The sequence below is a fragment of the Comamonas nitrativorans genome (assembly GCF_042654765.1).
Taxonomy (GTDB): domain Bacteria; phylum Pseudomonadota; class Gammaproteobacteria; order Burkholderiales; family Burkholderiaceae_C; genus Comamonas; species Comamonas nitrativorans.
This window is the reverse complement of sequence record NZ_JBHSEW010000003.1, coordinates 92,952-110,844: the sequence shown is the minus strand read 5'-3', so window position 1 is coordinate 110,844 and position 17,893 is coordinate 92,952. Positions and strand designations below refer to the sequence as shown.

Annotated in this window: 20 protein-coding genes; 12 read left to right on the top strand and 8 right to left on the bottom strand. The window is 63.7% G+C overall.

The window, feature by feature from the left end; all coding sequences use genetic code 11:
- Complete coding sequence (locus ACFO3A_RS04865; protein WP_377724480.1) at window positions 1-1,005, top strand: recombination-associated protein RdgC; 1,005 nt, start codon at window positions 1-3, stop codon at window positions 1,003-1,005.
- 135 nt (window positions 1,006-1,140) lie between these two features.
- On the opposite strand, the gene cueR is transcribed toward ACFO3A_RS04865, so the two are convergent.
- Window positions 1,141-1,560, bottom strand: coding sequence for a Cu(I)-responsive transcriptional regulator (cueR, locus tag ACFO3A_RS04860; RefSeq protein WP_377724478.1), 420 nt, complete (start codon window positions 1,558-1,560; stop codon window positions 1,141-1,143).
- Complete coding sequence (locus tag ACFO3A_RS04855) at window positions 1,553-1,750, bottom strand: heavy-metal-associated domain-containing protein (RefSeq protein WP_377724476.1); 198 nt, start codon at window positions 1,748-1,750, stop codon at window positions 1,553-1,555. Before ACFO3A_RS04855 ends, cueR begins: the two co-directional genes overlap by 8 nt.
- 176 nt (window positions 1,751-1,926) lie before the next feature.
- Here ACFO3A_RS04855 and ACFO3A_RS04850 point away from each other — a divergent pair, with 176 nt between their 5' ends.
- Window positions 1,927-3,540 carry a methyl-accepting chemotaxis protein gene (locus ACFO3A_RS04850; RefSeq protein ID WP_377724474.1) on the top strand — a complete coding sequence of 538 codons (1,614 nt, stop codon included), beginning with the start codon at window positions 1,927-1,929 and terminating at the stop codon, window positions 3,538-3,540.
- Window positions 3,541-3,595: 55 nt separating this feature from the next.
- On the opposite strand, the gene gstA is transcribed toward ACFO3A_RS04850, so the two are convergent.
- Entirely contained in the window at window positions 3,596-4,201 is a 606-nt protein-coding gene (gene gstA, locus ACFO3A_RS04845; RefSeq protein ID WP_377724472.1) for a glutathione transferase GstA, read from the bottom strand.
- Between the two features lie 233 nt (window positions 4,202-4,434).
- On the opposite strand from gstA, the gene mnmG reads away from it, so the two are divergent.
- From mnmG to ACFO3A_RS04800, 9 genes are all read left to right on the top strand, one after another.
- A complete protein-coding gene (gene mnmG / locus ACFO3A_RS04840; RefSeq protein ID WP_377724470.1) occupies window positions 4,435-6,396 on the top strand; it encodes a tRNA uridine-5-carboxymethylaminomethyl(34) synthesis enzyme MnmG in 1,962 nt (653 codons plus the stop codon).
- Window positions 6,393-7,055 (top strand): 16S rRNA (guanine(527)-N(7))-methyltransferase RsmG, encoded by a 663-nt coding sequence (rsmG, locus tag ACFO3A_RS04835; protein ID WP_377724468.1) that lies wholly within the window; start codon window positions 6,393-6,395, stop codon window positions 7,053-7,055. Before mnmG ends, rsmG begins: the two co-directional genes overlap by 4 nt.
- 98 nt (window positions 7,056-7,153) lie before the next feature.
- The gene (locus ACFO3A_RS04830; protein ID WP_377724466.1) at window positions 7,154-7,765 is read left to right on the top strand and encodes a LysE family translocator; all 612 of its coding nucleotides are present in this window, start codon (window positions 7,154-7,156) and stop codon (window positions 7,763-7,765) included.
- 13 nt (window positions 7,766-7,778) lie between these two features.
- Complete coding sequence (locus ACFO3A_RS04825; protein WP_377724463.1) at window positions 7,779-8,549, top strand: ParA family protein; 771 nt, start codon at window positions 7,779-7,781, stop codon at window positions 8,547-8,549.
- A gap of 89 nt (window positions 8,550-8,638) precedes the next feature.
- Complete coding sequence (locus ACFO3A_RS04820; protein WP_377724461.1) at window positions 8,639-9,211, top strand: RBBP9/YdeN family alpha/beta hydrolase; 573 nt, start codon at window positions 8,639-8,641, stop codon at window positions 9,209-9,211.
- The gene (locus tag ACFO3A_RS04815) at window positions 9,192-10,115 is read left to right on the top strand and encodes a ParB/RepB/Spo0J family partition protein (protein ID WP_377724459.1); all 924 of its coding nucleotides are present in this window, start codon (window positions 9,192-9,194) and stop codon (window positions 10,113-10,115) included. The genes ACFO3A_RS04820 and ACFO3A_RS04815 overlap by 20 nt, the downstream gene beginning before the upstream one ends.
- A 4-nt stretch (window positions 10,116-10,119) precedes the next feature.
- Window positions 10,120-10,977, top strand: coding sequence for a class I SAM-dependent methyltransferase (locus ACFO3A_RS04810; protein WP_377724457.1), 858 nt, complete (start codon window positions 10,120-10,122; stop codon window positions 10,975-10,977).
- Between the two features lie 46 nt (window positions 10,978-11,023).
- A complete protein-coding gene (locus ACFO3A_RS04805; protein WP_377724456.1) occupies window positions 11,024-12,265 on the top strand; it encodes an MFS transporter in 1,242 nt (413 codons plus the stop codon).
- A gap of 90 nt (window positions 12,266-12,355) precedes the next feature.
- Window positions 12,356-13,984 (top strand): peptide chain release factor 3, encoded by a 1,629-nt coding sequence (locus tag ACFO3A_RS04800; protein WP_377724454.1) that lies wholly within the window; start codon window positions 12,356-12,358, stop codon window positions 13,982-13,984.
- A gap of 5 nt (window positions 13,985-13,989) precedes the next feature.
- Here ACFO3A_RS04800 and ACFO3A_RS04795 read toward each other — a convergent pair whose 3' ends face one another.
- The gene (locus ACFO3A_RS04795) at window positions 13,990-14,628 is read right to left on the bottom strand and encodes an MBL fold metallo-hydrolase (protein ID WP_377724452.1); all 639 of its coding nucleotides are present in this window, start codon (window positions 14,626-14,628) and stop codon (window positions 13,990-13,992) included.
- A gap of 106 nt (window positions 14,629-14,734) precedes the next feature.
- On the bottom strand, window positions 14,735-15,190 hold the full coding sequence (azu, locus tag ACFO3A_RS04790; RefSeq protein WP_377724451.1) for an azurin: 456 nt from the start codon (window positions 15,188-15,190) through the stop codon (window positions 14,735-14,737).
- Between the two features lie 203 nt (window positions 15,191-15,393).
- Between azu and ACFO3A_RS04785 the strand changes: the two genes are divergently transcribed.
- On the top strand, window positions 15,394-15,915 hold the full coding sequence (locus ACFO3A_RS04785) for a flavin reductase family protein (RefSeq protein WP_377724449.1): 522 nt from the start codon (window positions 15,394-15,396) through the stop codon (window positions 15,913-15,915).
- Here ACFO3A_RS04785 and minE read toward each other — a convergent pair.
- Genes minE through minC form a run of 3 tightly spaced genes read right to left on the bottom strand, consistent with a single transcriptional unit; the run spans window position 15,912 to window position 17,802 of the window.
- Entirely contained in the window at window positions 15,912-16,181 is a 270-nt protein-coding gene (gene minE / locus ACFO3A_RS04780; protein WP_377724447.1) for a cell division topological specificity factor MinE, read from the bottom strand. The genes ACFO3A_RS04785 and minE overlap by 4 nt on opposite strands.
- Window positions 16,182-16,187: 6 nt before the next feature.
- A complete protein-coding gene (gene minD, locus ACFO3A_RS04775; RefSeq protein ID WP_377724445.1) occupies window positions 16,188-17,000 on the bottom strand; it encodes a septum site-determining protein MinD in 813 nt (270 codons plus the stop codon).
- Window positions 17,001-17,037: 37 nt separating this feature from the next.
- The gene (gene minC, locus ACFO3A_RS04770; protein ID WP_377724443.1) at window positions 17,038-17,802 is read right to left on the bottom strand and encodes a septum site-determining protein MinC; all 765 of its coding nucleotides are present in this window, start codon (window positions 17,800-17,802) and stop codon (window positions 17,038-17,040) included.
- Between the last annotated feature and the right edge of the window lie 91 nt (window positions 17,803-17,893).

The following is a 17,893-nucleotide window of genomic DNA, read 5'->3' as shown; positions in this document are numbered from 1 at the left end:
ATGTTTAAAAACATGGTGATGTACCGTATCGCCCCGCAGTGGCAGGCCAGCCTGGAGCAGGTAGAGCAGGCTTTGCAAAAAGCGTTGTTCAGCCCTTGCTCGGCAACGCAGGAGGTTTCCGCCGGCTGGGTGCCGGCACGGGGTCAGGCGCATGGCGCTCTGGTCGAGAGCGTGGGCGGGCAGTGGCTTTTGCGCTACCACAGCGAGAGCAAGCTGCTCCCCGCCAGCGTGGTGCAGCAGCGGGTGCAGGAAAAGTGCGCGGCCATCGAGCGCGAGTCGGGGCGCAAACCGGGGAAAAAAGAGCAGCGCGATCTGAAGGAAGAAGCCCGTCTGGATTTGCTGCCGCAAGCGTTTACCAAGCAAAGCGGACTGTGGGTGTGGATCGACCCGCAGGCGCATTTGCTGGTGATCGACGCCAGTGCCCAGACCAAGGCCGATGCCGTGGTCAGCAGTCTGGTGGAACAGCTTTCGGGATTCGCGGTGGCTTTGCTGGACACGCAGATCAGCCCGCAGGCAGCGATGGCGCAATGGCTTTTGACCCAGGAAGCGCCACCGGAATTGGCGATCGACCAGGCCTGCGAACTCAAGGCTGGCGATGGCAGCAAGGCGGTGGTGCGCTATACCCGCCACCCGCTGGACATCGACGAGGTGCGCGTGCATATCGAGCAGGGCAAGCTGCCCAGCCAGTTGGCGCTGACCTGGCAGGGGCGCGTCAGCTTCACGCTGACCGAGGCGCTGCAACTGAAGAAAATCGTTTTTCAGGAAGCCGCGCAGGACGAGGCCACGGAAAGCGGTTTCGATGCCGACGTGGCCATTGCCACTGGGGAATTGAGCCTGCTGGTGCCCGACTTGCTGGCCGCCCTGGGCGGGGAAGGCCGCACGCCGCAGCCGCAAGCTGCGCCGGAAATGTCCGCGCCGCAACGCCGGGCTGGGGGCGGCAAAGGCACCGTCACCGGCCCGGCGCAGGCCCCGGCGGACACCGATCCCGAGGCGGCGCCGTTCTAAGAACGTGTTTACTATCTAAAAAGAGAGCTGTTTCCGCTGGTATTAGTTGATTTTCAGATTGTTTTTATTTTGAAAACGGCTTGTATTCAGCGGTAGCAGCTATTTTTTATAACACGCTTCAAGAATCTACTCATCCTATGGCGGCGGCGCGGCCAGATCGTCCAGGATCGGGCAATCGGGCCGCTCGTCGCCCTTGCAGCAGGACACCAGCGCCTGCAGGCTGCGCTGCATGGCTTGCATGGCGGCAATGCGTTCGTTGAGCTGGGCGATGTGCGTCTGGGCGATGCGTTTGACCTGGGCGCTGGTGCGGTGTTTGTCGCGCCACAGGGTCAGCAGCAGGCGGATTTCTTCCATCGAGAAACCCAGGTCCCGGCAGCGGCGGATGAAGCGCAGGGTATGCACGTCGCTGGCCGTGTATTGGCGGTAGCCGCTGTCGGTACGGGCCACGGCGGGCAGCAGTCCCAGGGCTTCGTAGTGGCGCACCATGCGGGCCGAGACGCCGGCCCGGGACGCTGCCGTGCCGATCGGGACGGGCCAGGCGGCGCTGTCAGGCAACGGTATAGCCTTCTTCGGCGATGGCGGCGGCCAGGGCTTCGCGGCTGGCGCTGTCCGACTTCACGACGACCCGGTTGGCCGGGCGGTCGATCTGCACCTGGGCCTGGGCATCGACGGCCAGCAGTGCCTGCTGTACGGCGCGTTCGCAGTGGCCGCAGGTCATGCCGGTGACGCTGAAAACATGTTCCATGAAAATTTCTCCTGAAAAAGTACTACAAAAGGCGGGTTATCTTGATCCTTTGCATCATGTCAAGGTCAAGAGATTGTTTGCAACAATTTTTCACAAATAGCAGAAAATGATGCCCTGGCATGGGCCTTTCAGGGACGCACTTTTGATGCCGATAGATCAGCAAAGAGGATGATTTTATGAACGTATTGACCCTGATGCGCAGGTTTACCATCCGGTTTCGGATGCAAAGCGCAATTGCTGTGGTTTTGCTCCTCCTGGGGTTGCTGGGGGGCGTCGGCATGTGGAGCATGTTGCGCATCTACGATTTGCACCACGACTTCATCCAGGGGCCGTGGGGGCAGAACCAGCAGCTGCAGCAATTGCAGGACCGATTCAATGCGATTGAGCTGGACGAAAAAGAGATTCTGATCACCTTTTCCAAAGGGGGAATCCTGGACACACCGTATGCCGATTGGACCAAGCGCGTGCGATCGTTTCAGGAGGCGCTGACGCAGTACCAGCAAGGCATTGACGGCCTGCAGCAGCAGGATGTTGAAAAACTCGCCCGATCGATGCAAGCCTACGCTGCGGGCTTTGCCCCTTTGGTGGAGAGTCTGCAGGCCAATCCCTACGTCAGCGTCGAGCAGACCTTTGAAGATGCCCGCAAACCCCATGAACATCTGCTGGCTGCCCACCAGGACATGCAGCGCCTGCACACCCTGCTGCAACAGCAGGCGCAAGCGCTGCAGGAGCGGGGGGACGGCGTGACCGAGCAGGCCAAGTGGCTGTTTCTGGCTTCGGTGCTGCTGGCCTTGCTGATCGTCGGGCCGTTGACCTGGCTGAACATGCTGGCCATTTGCCGCCCTCTGGGGCAGGCGCAGAAACTGGCCAAGGCGATTGCGCAGGGAGACCTGACCCAGCAGCTCGACAGCCGGGGCAAGGACGAAATTGCCGACTTGCAGCGCGACCTGCAGGACATGCAGAACAACCTGGGCCATATGGTCGGCCAGTTGCAGTCGGCCAGCAACAGCATTGCCCTGGCCAGCCAGGAAATCGCCAGCGGCAATGCCGATCTTTCATTGCGTACCGAACAAACCGCCAGCAATTTGCAGCAAACGGTGGCGTCGCTGGAGCAATTGACCGGTACGGTCCAGCAGACGGCGGATTCCGCCGGGCAGGCCAATCAGTTGGCCGCATCGGCGGCGCAGACGGCGGGGCAGGGCGGGGTGGTCGTGCAGGAGGCGGTCACCAGCATGCAGGAGATCGCCAACTCCAGCCGCCGGATTGGCGACATCATCGGGCTGATCGACTCGATTGCCTTCCAGACCAATATCCTGGCGTTGAATGCTGCCGTGGAAGCAGCCCGCGCCGGGGAGCAAGGCCGTGGCTTTGCCGTGGTGGCGGGCGAAGTGCGTTCGCTGGCGCACCGCAGTGCCGAGGCTGCCAATGAAATCAAGAAACTCATCGGCTCCAGCGTGGCTGCCGTGGATGGCGGGGTGCGCAATGCGCAGGACGCAGGCACGACCATGGAGGGCATCGTCAACGGCATCGAGCGGGTGGTCAGCATCATTCGTGACATTACCTCGACGGCGAACGAGCAATCGACGGGCATTGCCGAGGTGAATCAGGCCGTGGGCCATATCGACCAGATGACCCAGCAAAATGCCGCCCTGGTCGAGCAATCGGCGGCGGCGGCCCAATCCCTCAACGACCAGGCCCAGCGCCTGGCCAGCGTGGTGGGCCAATTCAAATTGGTGGCGGGAGCGGCGGTCAATCCGGGGCGGCAGGCAAGCCATTACCTCCTCGGGTAATCCATAAAAAAAGGTTCCACGTGGAACCTTTTTTTATTGCAGAGAAAAGCGGTCTTTACAGCAAACCCTCTGCCTTCAGCGCAGCTTGCACGCCAGGGCGGGCTGCGACACGGGCGGCATAGGCCTGGAGGTTGGCAAACCGGGATAAATCCACCCCCACAAATTTGCCCCAGTTCGAGACGGTGAACAAATACGCATCGGCCACGCTGAATTTATCGCCCAGCAGATAGTCCTTGCCCGCCAGTTGTTCATCCACCCAGGTGAAGCGTTGCAGCAGGCGCTGCTTGACGACGGGTTTGAAGTCTTCCGGGGTGCCGGGTACAAACAACGGTGAGAAGCCCTTGTGCAGCTCGGTGCCGATGAAGTTGAGCCATTCCAGGGCGCGGTAGCGTTCCATGCTGCCGACGGGGCCGATCAAGCCTTTTTCCGGCACCTGGTCGGCCAGGTACTGCGCGATGACCGGGCCTTCGCGCAGGGTTTGCCCATCGTCCAGCACCAGGAACGGTACGTAGCCCAGGGGATTGATGGTGTAGAAATCGGTGCCGTCGGCCAGCTTGTGGGTTTTGGTGCTGGCCAGGATGGTTTCGCACGGCAGACCGGCTTCGCAGGCAACGATGTGGGGCGACAGGGAGCAGGCTCCGGGGCTGTAGTAAAGCTTCATGGCAAGGCTAAGGATGCTTCTGCGCGAATCACGCAGAGCATCCCTAAAAGTGGTTGATGAACCGGCCATCGTAGTGCTTTGGGCAAGGCCGTATTCAAGACAAAAAACGCAAAAGAATGGGAAAATCGTCGGCTTGCCTTGCGCCTGCACGACGTTCCGTGCCTTTGTCTTTTCTATCACCCGGCGCAACGGGGCCGTGCAGTACAACGCGGCCCCGCTTTGGAGTTTGAACAATGCTGTACCCCCAAGAATTTGACGTCATCGTGGTCGGTGGTGGCCACGCTGGTACCGAGGCCGCCCTGGCCGCTGCCCGCATGGGCTGCAAGACCCTGCTGCTGACCCACAATATCGAAACCCTCGGGCAGATGAGCTGCAACCCCTCGATCGGGGGGATCGGCAAAGGCCATCTGGTCAAGGAGGTCGACGCCATGGGCGGTGCCATGGCCCTGGCGACCGACCGGGGGGGGATTCAGTTCCGCATTCTGAACAGCTCCAAAGGCCCGGCGGTACGGGCCACCCGCGCCCAGGCCGACCGGATTTTGTACAAGGCGGCGATCCGCGAGATGCTGGAAAATCAGCCCAACCTGTGGCTGTTCCAGCAGGCGGTGGACGATTTGATGGTCGAGGGCGAACGTGTCGTTGGCGCCGTGACGCAGATCGGCATCCAGTTCCGCGCCCGGGCCGTGGTGCTGACGGTGGGTACCTTCCTGGATGGAAAAATCCACGTCGGCCTGCGCAACCATGCCGGTGGCCGGGCGGGCGATCCGCCGTCGATGAGCCTGTCGGCCCGCCTGAAAGAGCTGCAATTGCCCCAGGGCCGCCTGAAAACCGGCACGCCGCCGCGCATCGACGGGCGCAGCATCGACTTCAGCCAATGCACCGAGCAGCCCGGCGACGGGATGCCCGGCGGCGTCAATGAAGGGGTGCTGCCCGTATTCAGCTTCCGGGGCCATGCCAGCCTGCATCCCCGGCAAGTGCCCTGCTGGGTCACGCACACCAATCAGCGCACGCACGACATCATCCGCAGCGGCTTTGACCGCAGCCCCATGTTCACCGGCAAGATCGAAGGCGTGGGGCCGCGTTACTGCCCCAGCGTGGAAGACAAGATCAACCGCTTTGCCGACAAGGACAGCCACCAGATTTTTCTGGAACCCGAGGGCTTGACCACCCACGAGTATTACCCCAACGGTATTTCGACCAGCCTACCGTTCGATATTCAGTACGCGCTGGTGCGCTCGATGAAGGGGCTGGAGAACGCCCACATCCTGCGTCCCGGCTACGCGATCGAATACGACTACTTCGACCCGCGTGCCCTGAAAAGCAGTTTTGAAACGCGCCAGATTCAAGGACTGTTTTTTGCCGGTCAGATCAACGGCACCACGGGATATGAAGAGGCGGCAGCGCAAGGCCTGTTTGCCGGGATCAACGCCGGGTTGCAGGTGCGCGGCCAGGGGCCGTGGTTGCCGGGTCGGGATGAAGCCTACCTGGGCGTGCTGATCGACGACCTGATTACCAAAGGCGTGACCGAACCCTACCGCATGTTCACCAGCCGGGCAGAGTTCCGCCTGCAACTGCGCGAGGACAACGCCGACATGCGCCTGACCGAAGTCGGGCGTGCACTGGGCGTGGTCGATGACGCGCAATGGGATGCGTTCAACCGCAAGCGCGATGCGGTTTCACGTGAAACAGAGCGGCTGAAAGCCACCTGGGTGAACCCGCGCATCCTGCCGCAGAGCGAAGCGGAACGGGTGCTGGGCAAAGGCATCGACCACGAATACAACCTGTTTGACCTGCTGCGCCGCCCCGGGGTGGATTACGCCAGCCTGCTGGGCATGGATGGCGGCAAATACGCCAGCGCCGATGTTTCACGTGAAACCTTGGGCGACGCCCACGACGCCGTGGTGGAACAGGTGGAAATTGCCGCCAAGTATTCCGGCTACATCGACCGCCAGAAGGAAGAAGTGCAACGCGCTGCACACTATGAGAACCTGCGCTTGCCCGCCGATCTGGATTACATGCAGGTGGCGGCGCTGTCGATCGAAGTGCGGCAAAAACTGCAAAAGCACCGGCCTGAAACCCTGGGCCAGGCCTCGCGCATTTCCGGCGTGACCCCGGCGGCGGTGTCGCTGCTGATGATTCACCTGAAAAAAGGCGGCTTCAAGGGCTTTGCGGCTTCCCAAGAGGCCGCCGCATGAGCGAAGGATTGCGTGCGCAACTGGAGGCCGGCATTGCCGCACTGAAGCTGGACCTGCTTCCGGCGCAGGTGGATGCCTTGCTGGCCTTCCTCGACCTGCTCCAGAAGTGGAACAAGGTCTACAACCTGACATCGGTGCGTGACCCGCAGGAGATGCTGACCCACCACCTGCTCGACAGTCTGGCGGCCGTCCCGGCCCTGCTGCGCCATGTGCAGACCCTGCCGGTAGCGGAGGGCGCACGCCTTCCCCTGCTGGACGTGGGCTCGGGCGGCGGCCTGCCTGGGGTGGTGTTTGCCATCTGCTGCCCGCAGATCGACGTGAACTGCGTGGATACCGTGGGCAAGAAGGCCGCGTTCATCCAGCAGGTGGCTGCATCGCTGCGCCTGCCCAATCTGCATGGCATCCACAACCGGGTGGAAAACCTGAAAACTTCCTACCCGGTCATCAGTTGCCGTGCCTTTGCCTCGCTGGTGGACTTCACGACGTGGTCACGCAATGCGTTGGCGGAAGGCGGCATCTGGTTTGCCATGAAGGGCCGGCGTCCCGACGAGGAAATGCTGGCCCTGCCTGCGGATGTGCAGGTGTTTCACGTGGAACCGTTGCAGGTTCCGGGCCTGGATGTGGAGCGTTGCGTGGTCTGGATGCGGGCGCTGGTTTGATATGTGGTGATACACGGTGATACGCGGCATCTGTGCGGCGGTATGCACTGGCGATGGCCCTCGCATAAACTCCACGTTTTTATCGCACGGGGGTTTGAATGTTTGGCATCTCGGATTACGGTGCTTTTATCGCTGCCGTTACCGTCTTTTTGCTGATCCCCGGGCCGGGCAATCTGGCCTTGATCACCTCGACCGGCAAGGGTGGCTGGCGGGCCGGTCTGGCGTGCTGCCTGGGGGTGATGGCGGCAGACCAGGGATTGATATGGCTGGCCGTCGCCGGTGTGGCAGCGCTGCTGGCCGCGTATCCGGCCGCATTCCATGCGGTGCAATGGGTGGGCGCGGCCTATCTGGCCTGGCTGGGCTACCAACTGCTGACGGCCAAGCCCGGCGATGCCCCCGCCATCGAGATTCAGCCGCGCCACTATTTTCGGCAAGGCGCCCTCATCACCGCGATGAATCCCAAGGCCATCGTGTTCTACATGGCCTTTTTCCCCATGTTCGTCGACCCGGCAAGGCACCAGGGCGTGGTCACTTTCGGCGTGATGGCGGCAACGGTGGCGGCCATCACTTTGGTTTACAGCGTCGTCATGGTGACGCTGACGGCGGTGCTGGCAAAGCGCTTGCGTTCCAACCCCATGGTCGGGAAGTGGCTGCAAAAAACAGCCGGTGTGTTTTTGATCGGTTTTGGCTTCAAGCTGGCCACCCACTAAAAGAGAAGATTCAATGGCCAAGATTTTTTGTATCGCGAATCAAAAAGGCGGCGTCGGCAAGACCACCACCGCTGTGAATCTGGCCGCTGGCCTGGCAAAAATCGGCCAGCGGGTGCTGCTGGTGGACCTCGACCCCCAGGGCAACGCCACCATGGGCGCCGGGGTGGACAAGCGGGCGCTGGCCTTGAGCGTCTACGACGTGCTGCTGGAATCGGCCAGCGTGACCGAGGCGGCAGTGCATTCCGAGCCATGCGGTTTTTCCGTACTCGGGGCCAACCGGGAGTTGAGCGGCGCCGAGATCGAACTGGTCACGCTGGAGCGGCGCACCGAGCGCCTGAAAGCCGCCTTGCACGCCGTGGCGGGCGATTTTGATTTTGTGCTGGTCGACTGCCCGCCCAGCCTGTCCATGCTCACCCTGAACGGCCTGTGCGCCGCGCATGGGGTGATCGTGCCGATGCAGTGCGAATACTTTGCGCTGGAAGGGTTGACCGATCTGGTCAATACCATCAAGCAGGTTCACGCCAACATGAACCCCGATTTGCAGATCATCGGCCTGCTGCGCGTCATGTTCGACCCGCGCACCACCTTGCAGCAGCAGGTCAGCGACCAGCTCAAGGAACACTTCGGCGACAAGGTGTTCAACGCCGTCATCCCGCGCAACGTGCGCTTGGCCGAAGCGCCCAGCTACGGGCTGCCGGGCGTGGTGTTCGACCCCTCGGCCAAGGGCAGCAAGGCATTCGTTGAATTTGCCCAGGAAATGGTGCAGCGCATCAAGGCGATGTAACTAATAATTCAGTAGCTTGTTCCGCTTTATTCATAAGGATTTCATAATTGTTTTGTCTTGAAATTGTTGTATAGAAAGCGGTAGTAGCTATGAAAAAAGAGAATGCTGTTCTTATCCTCCCCGGCTGGCAAAACTCCGGTGCCGACCACTGGCAAACCCGCTGGGAACAGCGCCATGGCTACACTCGCGTTGCCCAGCACGATTGGCAGCGCCCCCTGCGTGGCGACTGGACGGTGCAGTTGCAGGAAGCCGTGCTGGCCGCCCCCGCCCCCGTGGTGCTGGTGGCGCACAGCCTGGGCTGCATCCTGACGGCCTGGTGGGCCGATCATGCCCCGCGCAGCACGGTGGCCAAAGTGCAGGCGGCCCTGCTGGTGGCGCCGGGCGATGTCGAGCAGGACGATCTGCGCCAGCAGCTGCCCGGCTGGGCGCCCATCGCCCGCCAGCGCCTGCCGTTTCGCGCCACCCTGGTCGGTAGCCAGAACGACCCGTATTGCCGCGCCGAACGCGCCCGGCAACTGGCCGCCGACTGGGGCGCAGCCTGGGTGGATGCCGGGGCCGTCGGCCACATCAACAGCGCCAGCGGCCTGGGCGACTGGCCCGCAGGCCATGCTTTATTGGAAGAATTGTTAAAGGATTTCCCCGATGGCAACCACAAAACCTAAAGGCCTGGGCCGTGGCCTGGAAGCGCTGCTCGGCCCCAAAGTCGCGGAAGGGGGCCAGGCCAGCGCCGACACGCCCTCCACCCTGGCCCTGAGCGCCCTGGTGCCCGGCCAGTACCAGCCGCGCACGCGCATGGACGAGGGCGCCCTGTACGAGCTGGCCGCCAGCATCCAGGCCCAGGGCATCATGCAGCCCATCCTGGTGCGCAGGCTGACCCGGGGCGCCCAGGCGGGGCAGTACGAAATCATCGCGGGCGAGCGGCGCTTCCGCGCCGCCACCCTGGCGGGGCTGACCGAGGTGCCCGTGCTGGTGCGTGACGTGCCGGACGAAGCTGCGGCTGCGATGGCCCTGATCGAAAACATCCAGCGCGAAAACCTCAACCCGCTGGAAGAAGCCCAAGGCCTGCAACGCCTGGTGCAGGAGTTCGGCCACACCCACGAACAGGCCGCTGCCGCCGTGGGCCGCAGCCGTTCGGCGGCCAGCAACCTGCTGCGCCTGCTGCAACTGGCCGAGCCGGTGCAAACCATGCTGATGGCCGGCGACATCGACATGGGCCATGCCCGGGCGCTGCTCGGTCTGGACAAGGCCGAGCAAATCACCACCGCCAACCAGGTGGCGGCCCGCAAGCTGTCCGTGCGCGAGACCGAAAGTCTGGTGAAAAAAGTCGCCGCCGGGGAGGGCGATGCCCCGTCCGGCACCGCCCGCAGCGCAGTGGGCAAAACCGGCGATGTGCTGCGCGTGGAAGAAGAGCTGTCCGACCTGCTCATGGCGCAGGTGGAAGTGCGCCTGAAAAAACGCAGCCAACGCCACGGCAAGAGCGAGCAGACGGGCGAGCTGGCGATTCAGTTCGGCTCCCTCGATGCCCTCAACGGCCTGATCGAGCGGCTGCGCGGTTCGCGTGGCTAAACCGATGCCGCCCTGGCCCCTGCCTGCGCTGTGCGTTTGGGCGCTGGCGTGGCTGCTGTTCCTGGGGGGACGATCGTTTTTGCCCGTGTTCGCTGCCGTGCTGCTGGCTACGGGGGGCAGCCTGCTGGCCAGCCTGTGGGGGCCGACGTGGTGGCGGCGCGGCATGATTGCGGCGGGCTTTCCCCTGTCCTATGCCGTGCTGGCGGCGGGCAGCTTGCCCGGCTGGGGCTGGTTGCTGCTGCTGGGCGCTTTGCTTCTGGTCTACCCCTTGAATGCCTGGCGCGATGCGCCGATTTTCCCGACGCCCGCCGGCGCCTTGCAAGGGCTGGCCGACCGGATCGACCTGCCCCCCGGCGCCCCGGTGCTGGACGCCGGTTGCGGCCTGGGCGCAGGTTTGCGTGCCCTGCGCCAGGCCTGGCCCCAGGCCCGGGTGCAGGGCGTGGAACGCAGCTGGGTCTTGCGCTGGGCCTGCGCCCTGCGCTGCCCCTGGGCCAGGGTGCGCCAGGGCAATATGTGGGTGACCGACTGGGGGCGCTACCACCTGGTCTACCTGTTCCAGCGGCCCGAGAGCATGAGCCGCGCCGCCGTCAAATCGCTGGCGGAAATGCCCGATGGCGCCTGGCTGGTCAGCCTGAACTTCCCCCTGCCCGACGAAATTGCCGCCACCCACACCGCCCAGCTGGCCGATGGCCGCAGCGTCTATGCCTACCGGTGCCCGATTGCGGCGGTCGATCATGACGGGGTGCAAGCCGATGAAGCCGCCGGCCATGCCGCTGCCGTGACCCCCGAGGGGGTGATCGTGCGGGGGGAGCGTCTGTATGCCCCCAGGCGCCGCCCTGGCGGACGACGACGTTCCACGTGAAACCCTGCGATGGCAGGGCATCCTGTGGCGTTCTTAAGATGCAGGGATGACAACCACTTCTCTTGGGCAGGACGCCCGCACCATTGGCCTGGTCGGCCTGGCCCACGGGTCATCCCACTTCTTCCACCTGCTGCTGCCGCCGCTGTTTCCCTGGCTGATGGCCGATTTTGGCTATAGCTATGTCGAGCTGGGCAGCGTGGTGTCGGTGTTCTTTGTGGTCTCGGGGGTGGGGCAGATGCTTTCGGGTTTCCTGGTGGACAAGGTGGGCGCCCGGCCCATCATGTTTGCGGCCCTGGCCTGCTTTGCTCTGGCCGGACTGATTGCCGCCAGTGCGCAGAATTACGCCATGCTGGTGGCGGCGGCGTTTTGTGCGGGCCTAGGCAATGCGCCCTTTCACCCGGTGGATTTCACGATTTTGAACAAGCGTGTTTCCCCGAAGAACATGGGGCACGCCTTTTCGGTGCATGGCATCTCGGGCAACCTGGGCTGGGCAGCGGCCCCGGTGTTCATGGCGGGGATTACCAGCTGGACGGGTTCCTGGCGCATCGCCTGCCTGAGCGGGGCCGTGCTGGCCCTGCTGATCCTGGCCATCGTGGTGCATCAGCGCCGCTGGCTGGATGATCGGCAAGCGTGCCAGCCGGGGGCAAAAACCGTGGCTGCCACCGCTTCGGCCCATGCGCAGGAGCAAAACCCTTTTGCCTTTCTGGCCCTGCCGGCCGTATGGCTGTGTTTTGCCTTTTTCTTCTTCACCACGGCTGGCCTGAGTGCGGTGCAAAGCTTTTCCAGCCCGGCATTGAGCAGCATCTACCCGCAGCTGGATTTGACCGTCACCTCGTGGATGGTCACCGGCTTCATGCTGTGCAGCGCCGTCGGCATGGTGGGCGGCGGTTTTCTGGCCGCGCGGGTGCAGCGCCTGGAGCGGGTGATTACCGTGTTCCTGCTGCTGTCCGGGGCGTTATTGGCCCTGGCGGGAACGGGCTGGCTGCCCGGCGCGGTGGCCTTGGCCGTCGGCGCGGCGGCGGGGTTTGGGCAGGGGCTGGCCGGCCCCTCGCGTGACATGCTGATCAAGCAGGCTGCGCCGCCCGGGGCCACGGGCCGGGTGTATGGCACGGTGTATTCGGGGCTGGACCTGGGCTTTAGCCTGGCGGCGCCGATTTTTGGCTGGATGATGGACCGGCAGCAGCCCCATTGGGTTTTCTACGGGGCCGGGATTGCACTGGCGGTCAGCGTGCTGGCGGCGGGGGCGGTCGGCTCCAATGTGCATCGGCGGCGGGTGCAAGCGGCATAAACATCTGGCTTTTACAATCGAGCGAATGTTGCAGGCCCGGGGAGACCCGGGCCTGTCTTTGTCTTTTTGTTTCTTACTTTCTCCAGCACTGTGTCTTACGCTCCAGAAACGCGGCGGCGCCGCACCTTTGCCATCATTTCCCACCCGGACGCCGGTAAAACCACGCTGACGGAAAAGCTGCTGCTGTTCTCCGGTGCGATCCAGATCGCCGGGGCGGTCAAGGGCCGCAAGGCCAGCCGCCACGCGACCTCGGACTGGATGGAAATCGAGAAGCAGCGCGGTATCTCGGTGGCCTCCAGCGTGATGCAGATGAGCTACCGCGACCACGTCATCAACCTGCTGGACACGCCCGGCCACAAGGACTTCTCGGAAGACACCTACCGCGTGCTGACGGCAGTGGATTCGGCGCTGATGGTGATCGACGCCGCCAACGGCGTGGAAACGCAGACGCGCCGCCTGATCGAGGTCTGCCGCCAGCGCGATACGCCCATCATCACCTTCGTGAACAAGATGGACCGCGAGGTGCGCGACCCGCTGGACATCCTCGACGAGGTGGAACGCGAGCTGGGCATGCCCTGCTGCCCCATCACCTGGCCGGTGGGCCAGGGCAAGACCTTCGGCGGCATCATCGACCTGCGCACGCAGAGCATGACGGTGTTCCAGGCCGGCAGCGAAAAGCGCCCGGAAGACTTCGAAGTCATTCCCCTGGCCGAAGCCGACAGGCTGCGCCAGCGCTTCGGCAAAGCCTTCGACGATGCGCTGGAGAGCATGGAACTGGCCGTGGGCGCGTCGGCCGAGTGGAGCCACGAGCAGTTTCTGGCCGCCAAGCTCACCCCGGTGTTCTTCGGCTCGGGCGTGAACAACTTCGGTGTGCAGGAAGTGCTGAACGCCGTGGTGGACATGTCGCCGTCGCCGGGCACGCGCCTGGCTTACCAGGAAGTGAACCGCCAGCGCCAGGAAGTCACCATCCGCCCCGAGGACAAGGGCTTTGCCGGCGTGGTCTTCAAGGTGCAGGCCAACATGGACGCCAACCACCGCGACCGCATCGCCTTCGTGCGCGTGGCCAGCGGCAAATACACGCCGGGCATGAAGATGAAGGTGCAGCGCACCGGCAAGGAGCTGCGCCCGACCAGCGTCGTCACCTTCATGAGCCAGCGCCGCGAGGCGGTGGACGAGGCCTTTGCGGGCGACATCATCGGTTTCACCATCCACGGCGGCGTGCAGTTGGGCGACAGCATTACCGACGGGCCGAACCTGCAATTCACCGGCTTGCCGTTCTTTGCACCCGAGATGTTCATGACCGTGGTGCTGAAAAATCCTTTGCGCTCCAAGCAATTGCAGCAGGGGCTGATGGAGCTGGGCGAGGAGGGGGCCATCCAGGTGTTCAAGCCCGATGCGGGTGGCAACATGCTGCTGGGGGCGGTCGGCCAATTGCAGTTCGAAGTGGTGCAGCACCGCCTGAAAACCGAGTACGACTGCGACATCCGCCTGGAAGGCTGCCAGTACACCGGTGCCCGCTGGATTACGGCCGACACGCCGCAGGAACTGCGCCAGTTTGAAGCCGCCTACCCGCTGCGCCTGGCGCACGATGCGGCCAATACCCTGGCCTTCCTCTGCACCAGCCCTTACGACGTGCGGCTGGCGCAGGAGCGTTTCCCGAAAATCCATTTTCACCCGCTGCGCGAACACGCCGGGCTGGAGCTGCAGGCCAACGGCTGACGGCCTTAGGTATTGCCGACAAAGGGATTGGTCAGGCGCTCCTGGCCAAAGCTGCTTTCCGGCCCATGCCCGGGAATGAAGACGGTGTCATTGCCCATGGGCCACAGCCGCTGGGTGATGCTGTCGATGAGCTGCTGGTGGTTGCCCTGGGGGAAATCGGTGCGCCCGATGCTGCCGGCAAACAGCACATCGCCGACAAAGCAGCGCTGGATTTGCGGCGCATGAAACACCACATGCCCCGGGGTATGCCCGGGGGTGTGGCGCACATGCAGGGTTTCTTCGCCAATCTGCACCGTGTCCCGGTCTTCGAGCCAGCGCGTGGGGATGAAGGTGCCTGCCGGGGGAAAGCCGAACATCAGGCTTTGCTGGGGCAGGCCATCAATCCAGAACTGGTCGCCCCGGTGCGGGCCGATGATGGGCACGTCCAGCTGCTCGCTCAGACTGGCGGCCCCGCCGGCGTGGTCGATATGCGCGTGGGTGAGCCAGATGGCGCGGATGTCCAGGCCCAGGGACTGGGCCAGCGCCCGGATGTTTTCGATATCGCCGCCGGGGTCGATCACGGCGGCCTGCCGGGTCTGGTCGCACCAGACGATGGAGCAGTTTTGTTGAAAGGCCGTGACGGGCAGGGTGCGGTAGTGAAGCATGGCGGGGGGGAAGGAAAAACGGTAAAGCGGCGACGTTACCAAATCTGGGCCGAAAAAAAGCCACCAGCGGAGGCTGGTGGCCCGGTTTTGGTGGCAAAGATGGCGATTATTTCAATGCCAGCGTGCCTTGCATGACCGAGAAGTGGCCAGGGAAGGAGCAGAAGTAGCTGTACTTGCCGTCGGCCTTGAGCTTGCTCACGTCCAGCTGCACGGTGGCGCTTTCGCCGCTGCCAATCACTTTGGTGTGCGCCAGCACGCGGGCGTCATTGGCTTTCACGTAGTCGGCCGCAGGGCCGGCCTTGGCACCGTCGGTGGCCACGGCGGTCACATCCGCTGTATTGCTGACCACCACGTTGTGGCCCATCGCAGCTTTGGGCATCTTGCCGACATGCTTCAGGGTGATGGCGAAGTTCTTGCACGCCTTGGGCACGTCCACGTGCTTGACGTTGAACTGCATCATGTCGTTGGCTTCGATCGTGGTGGCACAGTTGTCGGCAGCCATGGCTGGCGCAGCAATCGCCGCAGTGGCAGCAAGCGCCAGCGTAATGAAAATTTTGTGCATCGGGTCATCCTTTAAGGCAAGCGGTGCAAAGGGCTCTCTGCACCTGCGGGGTATTTTCCGAGTCCTCGCGCAAGGCTTCGCGGCGTGCTGCAAAGAGTATTTTGTCAGTAGTGTTTTTGATGTACGTCAGCGACTTGCAAGCTTTTTTCTGATCTGCGGTTCCCATGGATAATCCACGGTTTCCCCATGAAAGCGCTGCGCCTGTGACATCTTCTGCCCCCCCCGCCGTATTTACCGAGCGTCAATTGCGCGACGCCCTGGGGCAGTTCGCCACTGGCGTGACGATCGTGACCACCACCAATGCGCAAGGCGCACCAGCCGGCATGACGGTCAGCTCGTTCAATGCCGTCTCGCTCACCCCGCCCCTGGTGCTGTGGAGCCTGGGGCAGGCCACCAGCTTGTATCCCGTGTTCCTGCGCTGCCAGCACTACGCGGTGCATGTGCTGGCGCTGGAGCAGGAGGCGCTGGCCCGGCGTTTTGCCGCCAGGGACGGAGACCGTTTTGCCCAGGTGGACTGGCAGCCCAACGCCGAGGGGGTGCCCATCATCCAGGGAGCGGTGGCCGTGTTCGAATGTGCCCTGCGCCACCGCTATGCGGGGGGCGACCACCTCATCATGGTGGGCGAGGTGCTGCGCTGCCAGCGCCTGGGCGGCGAGCCGCTGCTGTACCACGCGGGGCAACTGGGGCGGCGCCTGGCGCCTCAGTCCCCGGGGGTTGAGGGTTAGCGGGAGGAGGCCGGAGTCTCCGGCAGCTCCACCTTTACTTCCAGCACTTCCAGGTTGTCCTGGCGCTCGAAGTTCACCTTGATGTCCTGCGGGTTGATGGCGACGTATTTCGACACCACCGCCATCAGCTCGCGCTGCAGTGCGGGCAGGTAGTCCGGGGCGCTGCTGCCGTCCACGCACTCGCGGGCCAGGATGATTTGCAGGCGCTCCTTGGCGATGGCGGCAGACTTTTTCTTTTCGCCCAGCAGCATGGAAAGGATCGACATGCTGGTTTACCTCCCACCAAAAATTCGTTTGAAAAAGCCCGGCTTGACGGCTTCGGTGAACCGCATCGGGCGCTCCTCGCCAAGCAGGCGGGCGACGACGTCCTGGTAGGCCTGGGCAGCATCGGCATCCGGCATGTGAATCACCGGGATGCCCTGGTTGGAGGCCTGCAGCACGATTTCCGATTCGGGAATCACGCCGACCAGCGGGATGCGCAGGATGTCTTCGACGTCCTGGATCGAGAGCATCTGCCCTTCCTCCACCCGGGCCGGGTTGTAGCGGGTGATGAGCAGGTGTTCCTTGACGCTGCCGCCGTTGCGGGCCTTTTCGGTCTTGGAACTGAGCATGCCCAGAATGCGGTCGGAGTCGCGCACCGAGGAGACTTCCGGGTTGGTCGTGACCAGTGCCTCGTCGGCGTAGCGCATGGCCAGCAGGGCGCCGCTCTCGATCCCGGCGGGGGAGTCGCAGAGGATGAAGTCAAATTCCATGGCGGCCAGATCGTCCAGCACCTTTTTCACGCCCTCGTCGGTCAGGGCGTCCTTGTCGCGCGTTTGCGATGCGGCCAGGATGAACAGGTTGTCGCACTGCTTGTCCTTGATGAGGGCCTGGTTCAGGTTGGCCTCGCCCTGGATGACGTTGATCAGGTCGTAGACCACGCGGCGTTCGCAGCCCATGATGAGGTCGAGGTTGCGCAGCCCGACGTCGAAGTCGATCACCACGGTTTTGTGACCGGACAGTGCCAGGCCAGCGGCAATGCTGGCGCTGGTGGTCGTTTTGCCGACACCGCCTTTGCCGGAGGTAATTACGATGATTTTGGCCATGAGAGCAGGGTTCCTAGGGGTCTTGAAAGCAGGGGAATCAGGTCAGGGATGCCAGGGGTTCGATGATGAGCCGGTCCCCCTCCAGGCGGGCCTGGGCCGGTTTTCCGGCCACGTCGGCAGGCAGATCGGTTTCCAGGGCGCGGTAGTTGCCGGCGATCGACAGCAATTGCGGCTGCATGCAGGTGGTGAAGATGCGGGCGGCCGTGTCGCCCCGGGCGCCGGCCACGGCCCGGCCCCGCAGGGGGGCGTAGATGTGGACGTTGCCGTCGGCAATCACCTCGGCGCCAAAGCTGACCATGGACAGGACGACCAGATCGGCCCCCTTGGCGTAGACCTGCTGGCCGGAGCGCAGCGGCTTGTCCACCACCACGGTCGGGCGCACGACGTCCACCGGCACTTCGCGGATGACCTCTACTTCGCGCACCACTTCCACTTCGCGTACCACCTCGCGCTCCTTGGGGCGGGCCAGGGTGGCGTCGGGGGCGGGGACCAGGCCGGCCTCGTGGGCCGCATCCATTTGTGCGGGGGAGCCGCCGCGCACGGCCACCGGACGGGTGCGGTGGCTGCGCAGGGCGGCCAGCAGGCAGGGGAAGTCGATGGCCTCGGGGCTGTCCTGCACATGCTGCAGGTCGATGAGAACCGGGTCGTTGTCGAAGAAATCCGGGTCGTCGGCCAGGCGCCGGGCCAGGTCGGCAACCACGGTTGCCACATCGGTGCTGCGCAACGCTACTGCCAGTACCGGCAATTCGGCGCTTTTCAGGTCAAAGCTGGCGCGGACAGCGCTCTTGGAATCAACGGCCATAGCTCAATGAAAAGGCAGGGAAAAGGCAAGGGAGGAGAAAGGCACACCAGCGGCGAGTGTACCTTGGGATGCTCTGCACGCATCATCGCGC